Annotated in this window: 12 protein-coding genes and 1 pseudogene; 3 read left to right on the top strand and 10 right to left on the bottom strand. The window is 69.3% G+C overall.

What is annotated here, in order from left to right:
* Window positions 1–14: 14 nt before the first annotated feature.
* Window positions 15–1661 carry a GMC family oxidoreductase gene (locus BTH_RS13190; protein WP_009893516.1) on the bottom strand — a complete coding sequence of 549 codons (1647 nt, stop codon included), beginning with the start codon at window positions 1659–1661 and terminating at the stop codon, window positions 15–17.
* 234 nt (window positions 1662–1895) lie between these two features.
* Here BTH_RS13190 and BTH_RS13185 point away from each other — a divergent pair, with 234 nt between their 5' ends.
* The gene (locus BTH_RS13185) at window positions 1896–3575 is read left to right on the top strand and encodes an isovaleryl-CoA dehydrogenase (protein WP_009893517.1); all 1680 of its coding nucleotides are present in this window, start codon (window positions 1896–1898) and stop codon (window positions 3573–3575) included.
* 34 nt (window positions 3576–3609) lie between these two features.
* The gene (locus BTH_RS13180; protein ID WP_009893519.1) at window positions 3610–5028 is read left to right on the top strand and encodes a coniferyl aldehyde dehydrogenase; all 1419 of its coding nucleotides are present in this window, start codon (window positions 3610–3612) and stop codon (window positions 5026–5028) included.
* 36 nt (window positions 5029–5064) lie between these two features.
* Here the strand turns inward: BTH_RS13180 and BTH_RS35470 are convergent, their stop codons facing one another.
* The 8 genes and pseudogenes from BTH_RS35470 to kdgD all read right to left on the bottom strand — a co-directional run bounded on the left by BTH_RS35470 (window position 5065) and on the right by kdgD (window position 13502).
* Window positions 5065–5196: a hypothetical protein gene (locus BTH_RS35470; protein WP_257785800.1), complete on the bottom strand. Its 132-nt coding sequence runs from the start codon at window positions 5194–5196 to the stop codon at window positions 5065–5067.
* 5 nt (window positions 5197–5201) lie between these two features.
* Entirely contained in the window at window positions 5202–6071 is an 870-nt protein-coding gene (locus BTH_RS13175; RefSeq protein ID WP_009893524.1) for an NAD-dependent epimerase/dehydratase family protein, read from the bottom strand.
* A gap of 2 nt (window positions 6072–6073) precedes the next feature.
* Entirely contained in the window at window positions 6074–7681 is a 1608-nt protein-coding gene (garD, locus tag BTH_RS13170; RefSeq protein ID WP_009893525.1) for a galactarate dehydratase, read from the bottom strand.
* Window positions 7682–7697: 16 nt separating this feature from the next.
* Window positions 7698–9044, bottom strand: a complete 1347-nt coding sequence (gene gudD / locus BTH_RS13165; protein WP_025369661.1) for a glucarate dehydratase — start codon at window positions 9042–9044, stop codon at window positions 7698–7700.
* Between the two features lie 23 nt (window positions 9045–9067).
* Window positions 9068–9472 (bottom strand): annotated as a pseudogene (locus tag BTH_RS13160) (enolase C-terminal domain-like protein); the annotation flags it as partial.
* A gap of 74 nt (window positions 9473–9546) precedes the next feature.
* On the bottom strand, window positions 9547–10902 hold the full coding sequence (locus tag BTH_RS13155; protein ID WP_009893527.1) for an MFS transporter: 1356 nt from the start codon (window positions 10900–10902) through the stop codon (window positions 9547–9549).
* Between the two features lie 93 nt (window positions 10903–10995).
* Window positions 10996–12570, bottom strand: a complete 1575-nt coding sequence (locus BTH_RS13150) for an aldehyde dehydrogenase (NADP(+)) (protein WP_011401689.1) — start codon at window positions 12568–12570, stop codon at window positions 10996–10998.
* The gene (gene kdgD, locus BTH_RS13145) at window positions 12561–13502 is read right to left on the bottom strand and encodes a 5-dehydro-4-deoxyglucarate dehydratase (RefSeq protein WP_009893530.1); all 942 of its coding nucleotides are present in this window, start codon (window positions 13500–13502) and stop codon (window positions 12561–12563) included. The genes BTH_RS13150 and kdgD overlap by 10 nt, the downstream gene beginning before the upstream one ends.
* Window positions 13503–13608: 106 nt before the next feature.
* Between kdgD and BTH_RS13140 the strand changes: the two genes are divergently transcribed.
* Window positions 13609–14505 carry a LysR substrate-binding domain-containing protein gene (locus BTH_RS13140; RefSeq protein WP_009893532.1) on the top strand — a complete coding sequence of 299 codons (897 nt, stop codon included), beginning with the start codon at window positions 13609–13611 and terminating at the stop codon, window positions 14503–14505.
* 31 nt (window positions 14506–14536) lie between these two features.
* On the opposite strand, the gene BTH_RS13135 is transcribed toward BTH_RS13140, so the two are convergent.
* Window positions 14537–15568 (bottom strand): serine/threonine protein kinase, encoded by a 1032-nt coding sequence (locus BTH_RS13135; RefSeq protein ID WP_009908325.1) that lies wholly within the window; start codon window positions 15566–15568, stop codon window positions 14537–14539.
* Window positions 15569–15585 lie beyond the last annotated feature (17 nt).

The following is a 15585-nucleotide window of genomic DNA, read 5'->3' as shown; positions in this document are numbered from 1 at the left end:
CGCGGCGGCGCGCATCAGCCGCCGTGCGCCGCCGCGAGCCGCTCGCGAGGCGCGGGCACGGCCTGCCCGTTGCGCGCGGCCACGATGAAATCCGCCGCGCGCTCGCCGATCATCACGGTCGGCGCATTCGTGTTGCCGCCGATCAGCGTCGGCATCACCGACGCATCGACGATCCGCAGCCCGTCCACCCCTTTCACGCGCAATTGCGGATCGACGACCGCGCGCGCGTCGGCGCCCATCCGGCACGTGCCGACCGGGTGGTAGATCGTGTCCGCATGCGCGACGATCGCGGCGCGCAGCTGCGCGTCGGTGTCGCCCGGATCGGTATACAGTTCGCGCCCGCCCTGCGACGCGAGCGACGCGGCCGACAGAATCCTGCGCATCGCCTTCGCGCCCGTGACGAGCAGATCGAGATCGCGTTCGTCGCTGAAAAAGCGCGGATCGATGAGCGGCGCGACGCGCGCGTCGCTGCTCGCGAGCGCGACGTTGCCGCGGCTCTTCGGCCGCAACGCGCACACGTGAAGCGAATAGCCGAAGCCCCAGTGCATGTTGCGGTTGTGGTCGTCGACAAGCGCGGTGCAGAAGTGCAATTGCAGATCGGGACGGTCGAGTCCGGGCGCGCTCTTGATGAAGCCGCCCGCCTCGGCGACGTTGCTCGTCATCATCCCGCGGCGCCTGGACAGATAGCTGAACAGCGCGGGCGTCATCTTCGCGATCCCGCGCAAGCAGATGCCGACGAGCTCCGACGAATTCACGCGCTTGTTGACGATGAAATCGATGTGATCGATCAGGTTCTGGCCGACATCGGGCGCGTCGTGCACGAGCGCGATGCCGTGGCGGCGCAGTTGCGCGGCGGGGCCGACGCCCGAGCACATCAGCAATTGCGGCGTATTGAACGCGCCGGCGGACAAAATCACTTCCGCGCGCGCATCGAGCTTTTCGACGCGCCCGCCGCGCGCAAGCTCGACGCCCGTGGCGCGCTTGCCGTCGAACACGACGCGCAGCACCGTCGCATCGACGATCACGTGCAGGTTCGGCCGCGTGCGGCCGTACACGTACGCACGCGCGACGCTGCAGCGCGAGCCGTCGCGATGCGTGACCTGGTAGAAGCCGACGCCTTCCTGGCGCTCGCCGTTGAAGTCGTCGTTCAGCGGATAGCCGGCCTCGTGCGCGGCCGCGATGAATCGTTCGGAGAACGGATTACGGAAGCGCAGATCGGACACCGTGAGCGGGCCGTCCGCGCCGTGCCATTCGTTCGCGCCGCGCTCGTTGCCTTCGGCGCGGCGAAAGTACGGCAGCACGTCGCGCCATCCCCAGCCGGTGCAGCCGAGCTGCTCCCACTCGTCGTAGTCGAGCGGATGGCCGCGCGTGTAGATCATCGCGTTGATCGCGCTCGAGCCGCCGAGCCCGCGGCCGCGGGGCTGATAGCCGCGGCGCCCGCCGAGGCCCGGCTGCGGCACCGTTTCGTAGCCGTAGTTCGTGCCCAGCTTGAACGGCACGAGCGCGGCGATCCCCACCGGCATGTTGACGAGCAGATTGCGTTCGGTATGACCGCCCGCTTCGATCAGCGCGATCGTCGCATCCGGGCACGCGTCGGCCAGACGCCCCGCGAGGCTCGAGCCGCCCGAGCCGGCTCCAACGATAATGTAGTCGTACTGCATGTCACGTCTCCCTGTTTTGTCATCCGCGCAACGGAGCCTGGAATCGCAATCGAGACAGCCGGATCAGGCTTGTAATGTTCGCGCATTTTAGGAACGCAAAACGAGCAGGGACATCCCGACTCAAGAGCGATTCCTCTAAACGTCGACGTGAACTAAATTTAAGATGAGTGGATTCGCCTCGCGCGGAGGACGCGGCCAATAGAAGCCGGGCCCCGCGAAATGGGAGACAAAGGCATGCAGCAGGACCTGATGACGGCGACGCACCGGGTGACGAACCAGGCGCCGCCGCTTTCCGATTACAACGCGTTTGAAACAGATGCCGCGCTCGTCGAGGCCGTTCAACGGTACGACGCGAGCTGGCGTCAAACGGCGCTCGCGCGCGACGGCGCCGCGCTGACGACGCCCGATGTGCTCGCGCTCGCCGACCTCGCGAACCGGCACGCGCCCGAGCTCGCGACGCACAGCCCGCGCGGCGAGCGGATCGATGCGCTCGAATTTCATCCGAGCTGGCACCAGTTGCTCGCGCTGCTGCGCGGCGAAGGGCTGCACGCGCTGCCGTTCTCGGAGCCGCAGCCGGGCGCGATGGCCGCGCGCTGCGCCGGCTATTACCTGCATGCGCAGCTCGAATCCGGCTCGCTCTGCCCGCTCACGATGACCTTCGCGAGCATCCCGGTGCTGCGGCACGAACCGGCCCTTTTTGCGACGCTGCGCGACAAGCTGTATTCGCGCGAGCACGACGCGCGCGACGTGCCGCTTTCGCAAAAGCGCTCGATGATGGTCGGCATGGGCATGACGGAAAAGCAAGGCGGCTCCGACGTGCGCAGCAACGAGACGCACGCGTCCCCGCTCGGCGCGCCCGGGCGCGGGCAAGCGTACCGGCTCGTCGGTCACAAATGGTTCTTCTCGGCGCCGCAATGCGACGCGCATCTCGTGCTCGCGCGCACGTCCGGGCACGCGGGCATCTCATGCTTCTACGTGCCGCGCTTTTCGCCCGACGGCAGCAAGAACGCGGTCCACGTGCAACGCCTGAAGGACAAGCTCGGCAATCGCTCGAACGCGAGCGGCGAAGTCGAATTCCTGAATGCGTACGGCGTGATGATCGGCGACGAAGGGCGCGGCGTGCCGACGATCATCGAGATGGCGAACTACACGCGGCTCGACTGCGTGATCGGCAGCGCGGCGCTGATGCGCGCGGCGCTCGTGCAGGCGATCCATCACGCGCGGCATCGCAGCGCGTTCGGCCGCCTGCTCGCCGATCAGCCGCTGATGCGCAACGTGCTCGCCGATCTGGCGCTCGAATCGGAAGCGGCGACCGCGCTCTTCATGCGGCTCGCGCACGCGTTCGAGGAAGAGGCGAGCGCGCGCTCGCCGCAGGCGCGCGGCTGGCGGCGCATCGTCACGCCGGCCGCGAAGTTCTGGGTCTGCAAGCGCACGCTCGAATTCACGGGCGAAGCGATGGAAGTATGGGGCGGCAACGGCTACGTCGAAACCGCGCCGATGGCGCGCTTCTATCGCGAAGCCCCCGTCAATTCGATCTGGGAAGGCTCAGGCAACGTGATGTGCCTCGACGTGCTGCGCGCGATCGAGCGCGAGCCCGACGCGGCCGCCGCGCTTCTCGACGAATGGCGCGACGCGGCGCGGCACAGCGCGCCGCTCGCCAGCGCGCTCGCGGAACTGACGCACCTGCTGTCGCTCGAACCCGAGCCGCGCGAAGCCTGCGCGCGGCGGATCGCACAACGCATCGCACTCGTCGCGCAGGCCTCGCTGCTGCTGCGCGACGGACCACCCGCCGTCGCGCACGCGTTCGTCGCCACGCGCTTCGGTGAAACCAGCAGCGAAACCGGACGCGTCTTCGGCACGCTGCCGGCCACCATCGATCACGCCGCGCTCATCGAGCGGGCGTTCCCGGCCTGAATGCCGGCCACACCCGTATCGCCAAGGAGACGCCATGAAGAACGATCTGCCCGGTTTAGCCACGCTCGACGCGCTGTTGCGCGATCAGCGCGCCGCGTATCTGCGCGCGCCATATCCGTCGTGGGCGACCCGCGCCGACCATCTGCGCGCGCTGCGCAAAATGCTGCTCGACAACCGCGACGCGCTCGCCGCCGCGATCGACGCGGACTTCGGCCATCGCGCGAAGGAAGAAGTGCTGATGTCCGAGATCTGGCTCGCGAAGGAGGAAATCGACGAGGCGCTCAAGCACGGCAAGCGCTGGATCAAGCCGAAGAGCCGGGCGATGAACAAGTGGATGCGCCCCGCGCGCGCGAAGGTGATGCCGCAGCCGCTCGGCGTCGTCGGCATCGTCGTGCCGTGGAACTACCCGGTGCTGCTCGCCGCCGGGCCGCTCATCTGCGCGCTCGCCGCCGGCAACCGGGCGATCATCAAGATGTCCGAACTGACGCCGCGCACGTCGCAGCTGTTCGAGGAACTGATTTCGAAGACGTTTGCGCGCGATCACGTCGCGGTCGTCAACGGCGACGCGGAAATCAGCGCCGCGTTCAGCGGGCTGCCGTTCGATCACCTGCTCTTCACCGGCTCGACGAACGTCGGCCGTCACGTGATGCGCGCGGCAGCCGAGAATCTCACGCCCGTCACGCTCGAGCTCGGCGGCAAGTCGCCCGTCATCATCGGGCCGCGCGCGCGCTTCGACGCGGCGGTCGACGCGATCATCACCGGCAAGACGCTGAACGCGGGCCAGACCTGCATCGCGCCCGACTACGTGCTCGTGCCGCGCGGCAAGGAAGCCGAATTCGTCGCGCGCGCGCGCGCGCGGATGGCGAAGCTCTATCCGAATCTGTCGACGAACCCGGACTACACGTCGATCATCTCCGAGCGCCATTTCGCGCGGCTGCAGCGGCTCGCGAGCGATGCGCAGCAGGCAGGCGCGCAGCTCCACCCGCTCACCGACGCCGCGCCCGATCCCGCGCTGCGCCGCCTGCCGCCCGTGCTCGTCACGCAAGCGCCGGACGCGTCCCAACTGATGCAGGAGGAGATCTTCGGCCCGCTCTTGCCGATCGTTCCGTACGACACGCTCGACGATGCGATCGCCTACGTGAACGCGCGTGCGCGGCCGCTCGCGCTGTATCTGTTCGACGAAGACCGCTCGAGCGTCGAGCGCGTGATGCGCGACACGATCTCGGGCGGCGTGACGGTCAACGACACGCTGATGCACATCGCATGCGGCACGCTGCCGTTCGGCGGCGTCGGCGCGAGCGGGATGGGCGCGTACCACGGCTACGACGGCTTCGTCACGTTCTCGAAGATGAAGCCCGTGCTCACGCAACCGCGCCTGAACACGCGCGCGATGATCGCGCCGCCGTACGGCAAGCGTTTCGCGGCGATCCTCAAGCTGATGCTGAAGTTCTGACGCGCGTTCGCCGACGCACGGCGAACGAAGGGCCGCTCACGCGCGGCCCGTGATGTCGATCCAGTGGAGCGCCGCGTCGGCGTCGTGCCACACGGGGCTTTCGCCGACGCCGCAGCGCATGCCGCCGATCCGTCCGATCGTCGCCGACGTCGATGCCGACGCGCGCACGCGCGTCAACCCTCGAACGGTCCGGCCACGACGAACGCACCGCCCTGATAGCGGCGCACCGGATCGTCGTCGGCGAGCGGAGGCTGCGCGCGCTCGATCCGCTCGCGCCATTGCTCGCTCGATTGCGTCGGCCGGTAGCCGAGATGCGCGGCAGGCGCGTTGTCCCACCACGCGTCGCGATTCGCCGACATCCCGTAGACGATCGTGCAGCCGACGCTCGGCACGAACATCGCGCGGCGCACGAGCTGCTCGAGGTCGTCGTAGCCGAGCCACGTGACGAGCATCCGCCGATCCTTCGGCTCGGGGAACGACGAACCGATCCGGATGCACACGCTCTCGATCCCGTAGCGATCGTGATGGAACCGCGCGAGCTGCTCGCCGAACGCCTTGCTCAAGCCGTAGTAGCCGTCGGGCCGCGGCGGCGCGGCCGTGTCGATGCGCTCGCCCTGCTCGTAGAAGCCCGTCACGTGATTCGAGCTCGCGAACACGATGCGGCGCACGCCGTGCCGGCGCGCGGCTTCGTACACGTGATACGCGCCGGTGATGTTCGCCGGCAGCACCGTGTCGAACGGACGCTCGACCGATACGCCGCCGAAATGCACGATCACGTCGACGTCGCGCACGAGCGCGTCGACGGCCGCCGCGTCGGCGAGGTCGCAGCGCACGCACTCTTCGCCGTCGCGCGCGCCGTCGAGCGGCGCGATGTCGGAGACCCGCACGACGTCCGCGTAGCGGCGCAGCCGCCCGCGCAGCACGCGGCCGAGGCTGCCGGCCGCGCCCGTCAACAGAATGCGGCCGCAGTGCGTGGGAACGCCGTCGAGCGGATCGCCGCCCGCCGCGTTCGCATCCTGGTTCGAATGATGGAGGTCGGTCATGATCAGGTCACCGGCGCGGGATTGAACAGGACGAGCGCGTTGTGCAGCCCGAGCTTGTCGGCGCACACCTGGCGGCGGCCGCTCGCGACGTCGAGAATCAGATGGAACAGCTCCCAGCCGACGTCGGCGATGCTCGCCTCGCCGGTCGCGATGCGCCCCGCATCGAGGTCGATCAGGTCGTGCCAGCGCTCGCTCAACGCCTTGCGCGTCGCCACCTTGACGACGGGCGCCATCGCGAGGCCGTACGGCGTGCCGCGCCCCGTCGTGAACACCTGCAGGTTGATGCCCGACGCGAGCTGCAGCGTGCCGCAGACGAAATCGCTAGCGGGCGTCGCCGCGAAGATGAGCCCCTTGCGGCGCATCCTCTGGCCGGGGCCGAGCACGTCGACGATCGGGCTCGTGCCCGACTTCACGATCGAGCCGAGCGCCTTCTCGACGACGTTCGACAATCCGCCCGTCTTGTTGCCCGGCGACGGATTCGCGCTGCGATCGGTCTCGCCGCGCAACAGGTAATCGTCGTACCACGCCATCTCGCGCAACAGCGCGCGGCCGACTTCCGCGTCGATCGCGCGCGGCGTCAGCAGATGAATCGCATCGCGCACTTCGGTCACTTCGGAGAACATCACGGTGCCGCCCGCGCGCACGATCAGGCCGGCCGCGAAGCCGACGGCCGGGTTCGCGGTGACGCCCGAGAACGCATCGCTGCCGCCGCATTGCACGCCGACGACGAGGTCGGACGCCGGACACGATTCGCGACGGCGGCGGTTCAACTGATCGAGGCGTTTGTCCGCCATCTCCATGATCGCGTCGACCATCGCGCCGAAGCCGCCGAACGCTTCGTCCTGCAAACGAAGCACGGGCGAATCGGCCGTGCCCGCGACCCCGATCGGAATGCGTCCGCCCGGCGCGAGCGATGCCGGCACGAGCCGCTCCGGCGCGAGCTTCTCGCAGCCGAGGCCGATCACCATCACCTCGCCGCCGAAATTCGGATTGAGCGCGAGGTTCTGCAACGTGCGGATCGGCACGATCGCGGCCGGCGCGTTGATCGCGACGCCGCAGCCGTACGTGTGATTCAGCGCGACGACGTCGTCGACGTTCGGATAGCGCGGCAGCAGCTCGCGCTTGATCCGCGCGACCACGTGGTCGGTCACGCCGGCGACGCACTGCACGCTCGTCATGATGCCGAGCACGTTCTTCGTGCCGACCGTGCCGTCCGCGTTCCGATAGCCGTCGAACGTGTAGCCGTCGAGCTTCGGCCGCTTCGCGGCGGCGCGCGTCGCGAGCGGCAGTTCGTCGAGCGCGGGCGCGAGCGGCAGCTTCACCGCGTGCTCGCCCACCCAGACGCCGCGCGGCAGCGGCTTCGCCGCATGGCCGATCACCTCGCCGTAGCGGACCACCGCGTCGCCCTCGGCGAGATCGGCGAGCGCGACCTTGTGGCCCTGCGGCACGCCTTCGACGAGCGCGGTGCCGTCGGCGAGTATCGCGCCGGCGGGCAGCCCGCGCGCGTTGACGACGATCGCGACGTTGTCGCTTTCGTGCACGCGAATCGTCAGCGCGCGCTCCGTGCGCGTGCCGTCGGGCGATGTGGGCTCCCGCATCGAGCGCTCCATGAAGAGTCGGCTTCGTTCAGCGCACGAGACAGGGGCGCTTGTTGTCGAACGTCCAGTCCGGCACCAGGTACCGCATCGCGACCGCATCGTCGCGGCTGCCGAGGCCGTGCTCCAGATACAGCTCGTGTGCGCCGGCGAGCGCGTCCTCGTCGATCTCGACGCCGAGCCCGCCACGCTGCGGCACCGCGACGTGGCCGTCCTCGATGCGCAGCGGCTCGCGCGTCAGGCGCTGGCCGTCCTGCCAGATCCAGTGCGTGTCGATCGCGGTGATGTTGCCGGGCGCGGCGGCCGCGACGTGCGTGAACATCGCGAGCGAAATGTCGAAGTGATTGTTCGAATGCGAGCCCCACGTGAGCCCCCATTCGTCGCACAGTTGCGCGACGCGCACCGAGCCGCGCATCGTCCAGAAATGCGGATCGGCGAGCGGAATGTCGACCGAGCCGAGCCGGAGCGCGTGGCCGAGCTGGCGCCAGTCGGTCGCGATCATGTTGGTCGCCGTCGGCAGGCCCGTCGCGCGGCGAAACTCGGCCATGATCTCGCGGCCCGAGTAGCCGTTCTCCGCGCCGCACGGATCTTCCGCGTACGCGAGCACGTCGCCCTTGCCGCGGCAGAGGCGAATCGCCTCCTGCAGCGACCATGCGCCGTTCGGATCGAGCGTGATCCGCGCGTTCGGGAAGCGCTTCGCGAGCGCGGTCACCGCGGCGATTTCGTCATCGCCCGACAGCACGCCGCCCTTCAGCTTGAAATCCTGAAATCCGTAGCGCGCGTGCGCGGCCTCGGCAAGGCGCACGATCGCATCGGGCGTGAGCGCCACTTCGTTGCGCAGACGGAACCACGCGTCGTCGGCCTGCGGCTCGCTGCGGTAGTCGAGATCGGTGCGCTTGCGATCGCCGATGTAGAACAGATAGCCGAGCATCGGCACGCGGCTGCGCTGCTGGCCTTCGCCGAGCAGCGCGGCGACGGGCACGCCGAGGTGCTGGCCGAGCAGGTCGAGCAGCGCCGCCTCGAGCGCCGTCACCGCGTGAATCGTGATGCGCAGGTCGAAGGTCTGCAAGCCGCGGCCGCCCGCATCGCGATCGGCGAAGCGGGCGCGCACCGCGTTCAGCACATCCTGCCAGCGGCCGAGCGGCTGGCCGACGACGAGCGCGCGCGCATCCTCGAGCGTGCGCCGGATGCCTTCGCCGCCCGGCACTTCGCCGACGCCGGTATTGCCCGCGCTGTCGCGGATCAGCACGATGTTGCGCGTGAAGAAGGGCCCGTGCGCGCCGCTCAGGTTCAGCAGCATGCTGTCGCGTCCGGCCACGGGCACGACGCGCAGGTCGGACACGACGGGCGTCGTCGTACGGCTCAATTCGGTTCGCATTACAAGTGTCTCCATCAAAGCGTTCATGCGCCGCGCGCGGCTGCGCGCGCAGCGCTGCCGAAGCTCGGCCGTTTCGGGTGGTAGGCCCAGCCTGGCACCCGATATTGCATCGCCCGCGCGTCGTCGCGCGCGCCCGGACCGAGCGTCTCATACAGCGCATGGGCCTGCATCACGCGGTCCATGTCGAGCGCGATGCCGAGCCCGGGTCCCTCCGGCACCGCGACGTGCCCGCGCGCGATCGCGAGCGGCTCGCGCGTCAGGCGCTCGTCGGCTTCCTGCCAGATCCAGTGCGCGTCGATCGCGGTGATGTTGCCGGGCGCGGCGGCCGCGACGTGCGTGAACATCGCGAGCGAAATGTCGAAGTGATGGTTCGAATGCGAGCCCCATGTGCGCCCCCATTCGTCGCACCGTTGCGCGACGCTCGGGCTCGGCGTGTGCGTGTTCGCGTGCGCTTGCGCGGCGGCTTCGATCGCATTCGACGTCATGTTCGACATGCCTCGCTTCACGATGCCGGCTTCAGCTCGACGCGCTTGATCTCGCCGACCACGAACAGGTAGCAGACGCACGCGACGAGCGCATGAAGCCCCACGTAGGCCAGCGCGCCGTTGAACGAGCCGGTCCGGTTGACGATGTAGCCGATCGCGATCGGCGTGGTGATGCTCGACAGGTTGCCGAACGTGTTCATCAATGCCCCCGACAGGCCCGCGATCTGCTTCGGCGCGGTATCCGAATTGACCGCCCAGCCGAGCGCGCCCATGCCCTTGCCAAAGAACGCGAGCGCCATGACCGCGACGACGATGCCCTGCGTGTCGACGTAATTGCACACCACCATGCTGACCGACAGCAGCATGCCGAGCACGATCGGCACCTTGCGTGCAACCGACAGCGACGCGCCGCGGCGCAGCAGCGCATCGGAGACGATGCCGCCCAGAATGCCGCCGAGGAAGCCGCACACGGCGGGCACCGACGCGACGAAGCCCGCCTTCAGGATCGACATCCCGCGCGCCTGCACGAGGTACACCGGGAACCACGTGATGAAGAAGTACGTGAGCGCGTTGATGCAGTATTGCGCGACGTAGACGCCCATCATCATCCGGTTCTTCAGCAACTGCCCGATGTAGCCGAGGTCGGGGCCCTGCGCGTTCGCGACGCCCGCGCGATCCATGTTGACGAGGCCGCCGCCGTTCTCGATGTACTCGATCTCCGCGCGGTTCATGCGCGGATGATCCTTCGGATCGCGTACGACGGCGCGCCACGCGAACGCCGCCGCGATGCCGATCGCCCCCATCACGACGAACACTTCGTGCCAGCCGAAGCGATGCACGAGCCACGCCATCAGCGGCGCGAAGATCACCGTCGCCGCGTATTGCGCGGAGTTGAAGATCGCGGAAGCCGTGCCGCGCTCGTTCGCCGGAAACCACGCGGCGACGATCCGGCTGTTCGCCGGAAACGAAGGCGCTTCCGCGATGCCGACGAGAAAGCGCAGCGAGAACACCGCCACGATCGCGGCCATGCCGGTGAACAGGCCGATCGCGCCTTGCGCGAGCGTGAAGACCGACCACGTCAGGATGCTCGCCGCATAAACGCGTCGTGACCCGAAACGATCGAGAAGCCATCCGCCCGGAATCTGCGCGATCACATACGCCCAGCCGAACGCGGAGAAGATGTAGCCGAGCGATACCGCGTCGATGCCGAGGTCCTTTTGCATCGCCGAGCCGGCGATCGAGATCGTCGCGCGGTCCGCGTAGTTGATCGTCGTCACGACGAACAGCATCGCGAGAATCGTGAAGCGCACGCGGCTCATGCGCTCCACGCGCGGCGTGCTGCGCGCACCCACGGCGGGAGCCTTGATGTCCATTGTCTCCTCCTTCCGCCGGCATCCATTATGCGCCGGTCGTTTCAGCTTTCGGCGCCGGGCCCGCTGCGGCCCGGCTTCGCGAGACCATCGCGATCAGACCCAGTTTCCGTCGACAAGGCGGCGCAGCCGCTGCGGGTTGTCGTCCCGCAGCGCGGGCGGCAGCAGCCCGGCGGGCAGGTCCTGATAGCAGACGGGCCGCAGAAAGCGCTCGATCGCCGCGGTGCCGACCGACGTCGCGCGCGCATCCGTCGTCGCGGGCCACGGGCCGCCATGCACCATCGCGTCACAAACTTCGACGCCCGTCGGCCAGCCGTTCGCGACGATGCGGCCCGCCTTGCGCTCAAGCACCGGCAACAGCGCGCGCGCGAGCGGCGCGTCGCCGTCGTCGAGATGCAAGGTCGCCGTCAACTGGCCGTCGAGCATTTCGGCAACCGCGCGCAGCTCGGCCGCGTCGCGGCAGCGCACGAGGAGCGCCGTCGCGCCGAAGATCTCGTCGTGCAGCGCGGGCTGCGCGATGAAGTGCCGCGCATCCGTGTCGAACAGGCCGGCGCATCCGCGATTCGGCAGGTCGCTCGCCTCGCCGCGCGCGACGCACCGCACATGGTCCGAGTCCGCGAGACGCTCGACGCCGCGCACGTACGCTGCGTGAATGCCTGGCGTCAGCATCGGCTGCGCGACGCTCGTGACGAGCGCGTCGGCGGCGGCGTTCGAGAACGCATCGAGGCCCGGCCCGTCGATCGCGAGCAGCAGCCCGGGATTCGTGCAGAACTGCCCGGCGCCGAGCGTGAGCGACGCGACGAATTGCCGGCCGAGCGCGCCGCCGCGCCGCGCGAGCGCGTCGGGCAGCAGGAACACCGGGTTGATCGCGCTCAGTTCGCCATACATCGGAATCGGCTGCGCACGCGATTGCGCGACGCGCAGCAGCGCCTGGCCGCCCGCGCGCGAGCCCGTGAAGCCGACCGCCTGGATGCGCGCATCGGCGACGAGCGCGAGCGCGACGTCGTTGTCAGCCTGGACGAGCGAGAACACGCCCGCCGGCAGCCCGCATCGCGCGAGCGCGGCGGCGAGCGCGCGGCCGACGAGCTCGGACGTGCCCGGATGCGCGGGATGCGCCTTCACGACGACCGGGCAGCCGGCCGCGAGCGCGGACGCGGTATCGCCGCCCGCGACCGAGAACGCGAGCGGGAAATTGCTCGCGCCGAACACCGCGACGGGGCCGAGCGCGATGCGCCGCATCCGCAGATCGGCGCGCGGCAGCGGCCGGCGCTCGGGCAGCGCGGGATCGATGCGCGCGCCAAATGCATCGCCCGCGCGCACGACCGCCGCGAACAAACGCAATTGGCCGCAGGTGCGCGCGCGCTCGCCTTCGAGGCGCGCGCGCGGCAACGCGGTTTCGGCGATCGCGCGTTCGATCAGCGCGTCGCCGAGCGCTTCGATCTCGGTTGCGATCGCTTCGAGAAACGCGGCGCGCGCCTCGGGGGCGGTGTCGCGGTACGCGTCGAACGAGGCGGCCGCCAGCTCGCACGCGCGTGCGACGTCCGCATGCGTCGCGAGCGCGAACGGCGGCTCGAGCGTCGCGCCTGTCGCCGGATCGGTCGCGCGCACGGCGGCGCGCTCGCCGGGCGCGACGCGCTCGCCGCCCAGCATCAGTTCGCCGCTCACAGACATGCTTGCGCCTCGGCGACGTCGGCGATCCGGGCGACGAGCGCCGACAACTCGGCCAGTTCCGCGCCCGTCAGATCGGTCAGCGGCGCACGCACGGGGCCTGCGCTGCGTCCGACCACCCTCATCCCGGCCTTCACGATCGACACGGCATAGCCGCGCTTGCGATTGCGCAGCGCGATGTACGGCAGAACGAACTGATCGAGCATCGCGTACACCTTCGCGTGGTCCTGCGCGCGCACGGCCGCGTAGAAATCGAGCGCGAAGCGCGGCACGAAGTTGAAGATCGCCGACGAGTACGTCGTCACGCCGAGCGTGAGGTACGGCAGCGCGAACGTCTCCGCAGTCGGCAGGCCGCCGATGTAGGTGAAGCGCTCGCCGAGCCGCGTGTAGATGCGCGTCATCAGCTCGATGTCGCCGACGCCGTCCTTGAATCCGACGAGGTTCGGGCAGCGCTCGGCGAGGCGCGCGAGCGCGTTTTCGTCGAGCACCTGGTTCGCGCGGTTGTAGACGATCACGCCGAGGCGCGTCGCGCGGCAGACCTGCTCGACGTGCGCGGCGACGCCGTCCGCCGACGCCTCCGTCAGATACGGCGGCAGCAGCAGGATGCCGTCGGCGCCCGCCGCCTCGGCGGCCTTGCAATAGTCGATCGCCATCGCGGTGCCGTAGCCCGCCGGCGCGATCACGGGCAGCCGGCCGCCCGTCTCGGCGACGGCCGCGCGCACGACGCGATCGACTTCGGCGGGCGTGAGCGAGAAGAACTCGCCCGTGCCGCCTGCGGCGAAGAGGCCTGCGGCGTCGTGGCTGAAGAGCCAGCCGAGGTTCGCGCGATAGGCGGCCTCGTCGAACGACAGATCGGCCCTGAAATGCGTGACCGGGAAAGACAGCAGGCCAGAGCCGATCTGGCGGGCGAATTCGGTGGGCGTATAGCGTGACATGAGCGTTCGTGCCGGTGCGGCGTGACAAGTGGTGAGCGGATTCTTGCACCGTGAACGATTCAAGTCCAAGATAACGAATGACTTAATCAATACAGATTTTGGATCAATGTTCGAACTCAGCCAGCTTCGCTGTTTCGTCGCCGTCGCGGAGGAATTGCACTTCGGGCGCGCGGCCGAGCGCTTGCACATGACGCAGCCGCCGCTGTCCCGGCAAGTGCGCCTGCTCGAACACCAGATCGGCACCGAATTGCTCGAGCGCACGAGCCGCTCGGTGAAGCTGACGGCGGCGGGCCGCGGCTTCCTGCCCGATGCGGCCCGCATTCTGCGGCTCGCCGACGAGGCGGCGGCCACCGCGCGCCGTATCGCGACGGGCGCGGCCGGCACGCTCGCGATCGGCTTCACCGCATCGGTCGGCTACGGTCTGTTGCCGTCGCTCGTGAGCGCGGTGCGCGCCGCGTCGCCCGACGTGCGCCTCACGCTGAAGGAGATGGTGAGCGGCGCGCAGCTCGAAGCGCTCGATGCGCGGCTGATCGACGTCGGGCTGCTGCGCCCGCCCGTCGAGCACGGCGAGCTCGCGTCTCTGCCGTGCATGCGCGAAGCGCTCGTGCTCGCACTGCCGGCGGCGAGCGCCGACGCGTGGCCGAAGCGCCCGACGCTGCGCGATTGCGAAGGCAAGCCGCTCCTGATGTATTCGCCCTACGAGGCGCGCTATTTCCACCAGTTGGTGAGCGGGCTGCTCGAGCGCACGGACGTGCTGCCCGACATCGTCGAATACGTGAGCCAGATCCATTCGATGCTGGCGCTCGTGCGCGCGGGCATCGGGGCCGCGCTGATTCCGGCGGCGGCGTCGATGCTGCACTTCGAAGGGGTCGTCTACCGGCCGGTGCGCACGATGCCGGCGAAGCCCGTCGAGCTGACGCTCGCGTATCGCAAGGACAACGACAATCCGGTGTTCGCCGCGCTGAAGGACGTGCTGCGCAAATCGCTCGCGGCGAGCCGTTGAAGCGGCGCGCGCTCGCGATCAGAGCGCCGCATCACACGGGCCACAGCGGCCCTTCCTGCATCGCGCCGATCTGTTCGCGCAATTCGAGCACGCGCGCCTCCCAATAGCGATGCGTGTTGAACCACGGAAATGCCGCCGGGAACGCCGGATCTTCCCAGCGGCGCGCGAGCCACGCCGCGTAATGAATGAGCCGCAGCGTGCGCAGCGCCTCGATCAGATGCAGCTCGCGCGGATCGAACTCGCAGAAGTCCTCGTAGCCCGCGAGCAGATCGGCGAGCGCGAGCGACGCACCCGGCCGGTCGCCGGGCAGGAGCAGCCACAGGTCCTGCACGGCGGGCGCCATCCGGCTATCGTCGAAATCGACGAAATGCGGGCCCGCGTCGGTCCACAGCACGTTGCTCGGATGGCAGTCGCCGTGCGCGCGCAGCATCCGCACGTCGCCCGCGCGCTCGTACGCGCGCTCGACGCCTTCCAGCGCAAGCGTGACCGCCGCTTCGTAGGCAGGCCGAACGTCGTCGGGCACGAAGTCGTGCGACAGCAGGAAATCGCGCGGCTCGTAGCCGAACGTGTGAATGTCGAGCATCGGCCGCGCGGCGTAAGGCTTCGACGCGCCGACCGCGTGAATGCGTCCGATGAAGCGGCCGAGCCATTCAAGCGTGTCGCGCCGGTCGAGCTCCGGCGCGCGACCGCCGCGCCGCTCGAAGATCGCGAAACGAAAGCCCTCGAACTCGTGCAGCGTGCGGCCGTCGAACGCGAGCGCCGGCACGGCCGGAATCTCGCGCGCGGCCAGTTCGGCGACGAACGCATGCTCTTCGAGAATCGCCTCGTTCGACCAGCGGTGCGGACGGTAGAACTTCGCGACGATCGGCGCGCCGTCCTCGACGCCCGCCTGATAGACGCGGTTCTCGTAGCTGTTGAGCGCGAGCAGGCGCCCGTCGGTGCGCGAGCCGGCGGGAATCAGCACGCTGTCGAGCGCGTCGAGCACGCGCTCCGGCGTGAGGCCTGCAAAAGGCAAGCCGGCGCTTGCGCCGGCTGTGTTGGATTCGGAAGTGGCGTCGTTCATGCTCCGCATTGTGCCGC

Origin of the sequence: Burkholderia thailandensis E264 (assembly GCF_000012365.1) — a bacterium.
GTDB lineage: Bacteria > Pseudomonadota > Gammaproteobacteria > Burkholderiales > Burkholderiaceae > Burkholderia > Burkholderia thailandensis.
Note: the sequence above shows the minus strand (reverse complement) of the source record. Positions and strands in the feature narration are given on the sequence as shown.

Excerpts from the sequence above, each read along its gene's own strand:
- BTH_RS13185 (WP_009893517.1), top strand. The coding sequence starts at position 1,896 with ATGCAGCAGGACCTGATGACGGCGACGCACCGGGTGACGAACCAGGCG.
- BTH_RS13155 (WP_009893527.1), bottom strand. The coding sequence starts at position 10,902 with ATGGACATCAAGGCTCCCGCCGTGGGTGCGCGCAGCACGCCGCGCGTG.
- BTH_RS13150 (WP_011401689.1), bottom strand. The coding sequence starts at position 12,570 with ATGTCTGTGAGCGGCGAACTGATGCTGGGCGGCGAGCGCGTCGCGCCC.
- garD (WP_009893525.1), bottom strand. The coding sequence starts at position 7,681 with ATGGAGCGCTCGATGCGGGAGCCCACATCGCCCGACGGCACGCGCACG.
- BTH_RS13180 (WP_009893519.1), top strand. The coding sequence starts at position 3,610 with ATGAAGAACGATCTGCCCGGTTTAGCCACGCTCGACGCGCTGTTGCGC.
- BTH_RS13140 (WP_009893532.1), top strand. The coding sequence starts at position 13,609 with ATGTTCGAACTCAGCCAGCTTCGCTGTTTCGTCGCCGTCGCGGAGGAA.
- BTH_RS13175 (WP_009893524.1), bottom strand. The coding sequence starts at position 6,071 with ATGACCGACCTCCATCATTCGAACCAGGATGCGAACGCGGCGGGCGGC.
- gudD (WP_025369661.1), bottom strand. The coding sequence starts at position 9,044 with ATGCGAACCGAATTGAGCCGTACGACGACGCCCGTCGTGTCCGACCTG.
- BTH_RS13135 (WP_009908325.1), bottom strand. The coding sequence starts at position 15,568 with ATGAACGACGCCACTTCCGAATCCAACACAGCCGGCGCAAGCGCCGGC.
- kdgD (WP_009893530.1), bottom strand. The coding sequence starts at position 13,502 with ATGTCACGCTATACGCCCACCGAATTCGCCCGCCAGATCGGCTCTGGC.
- BTH_RS13190 (WP_009893516.1), bottom strand. The coding sequence starts at position 1,661 with ATGCAGTACGACTACATTATCGTTGGAGCCGGCTCGGGCGGCTCGAGC.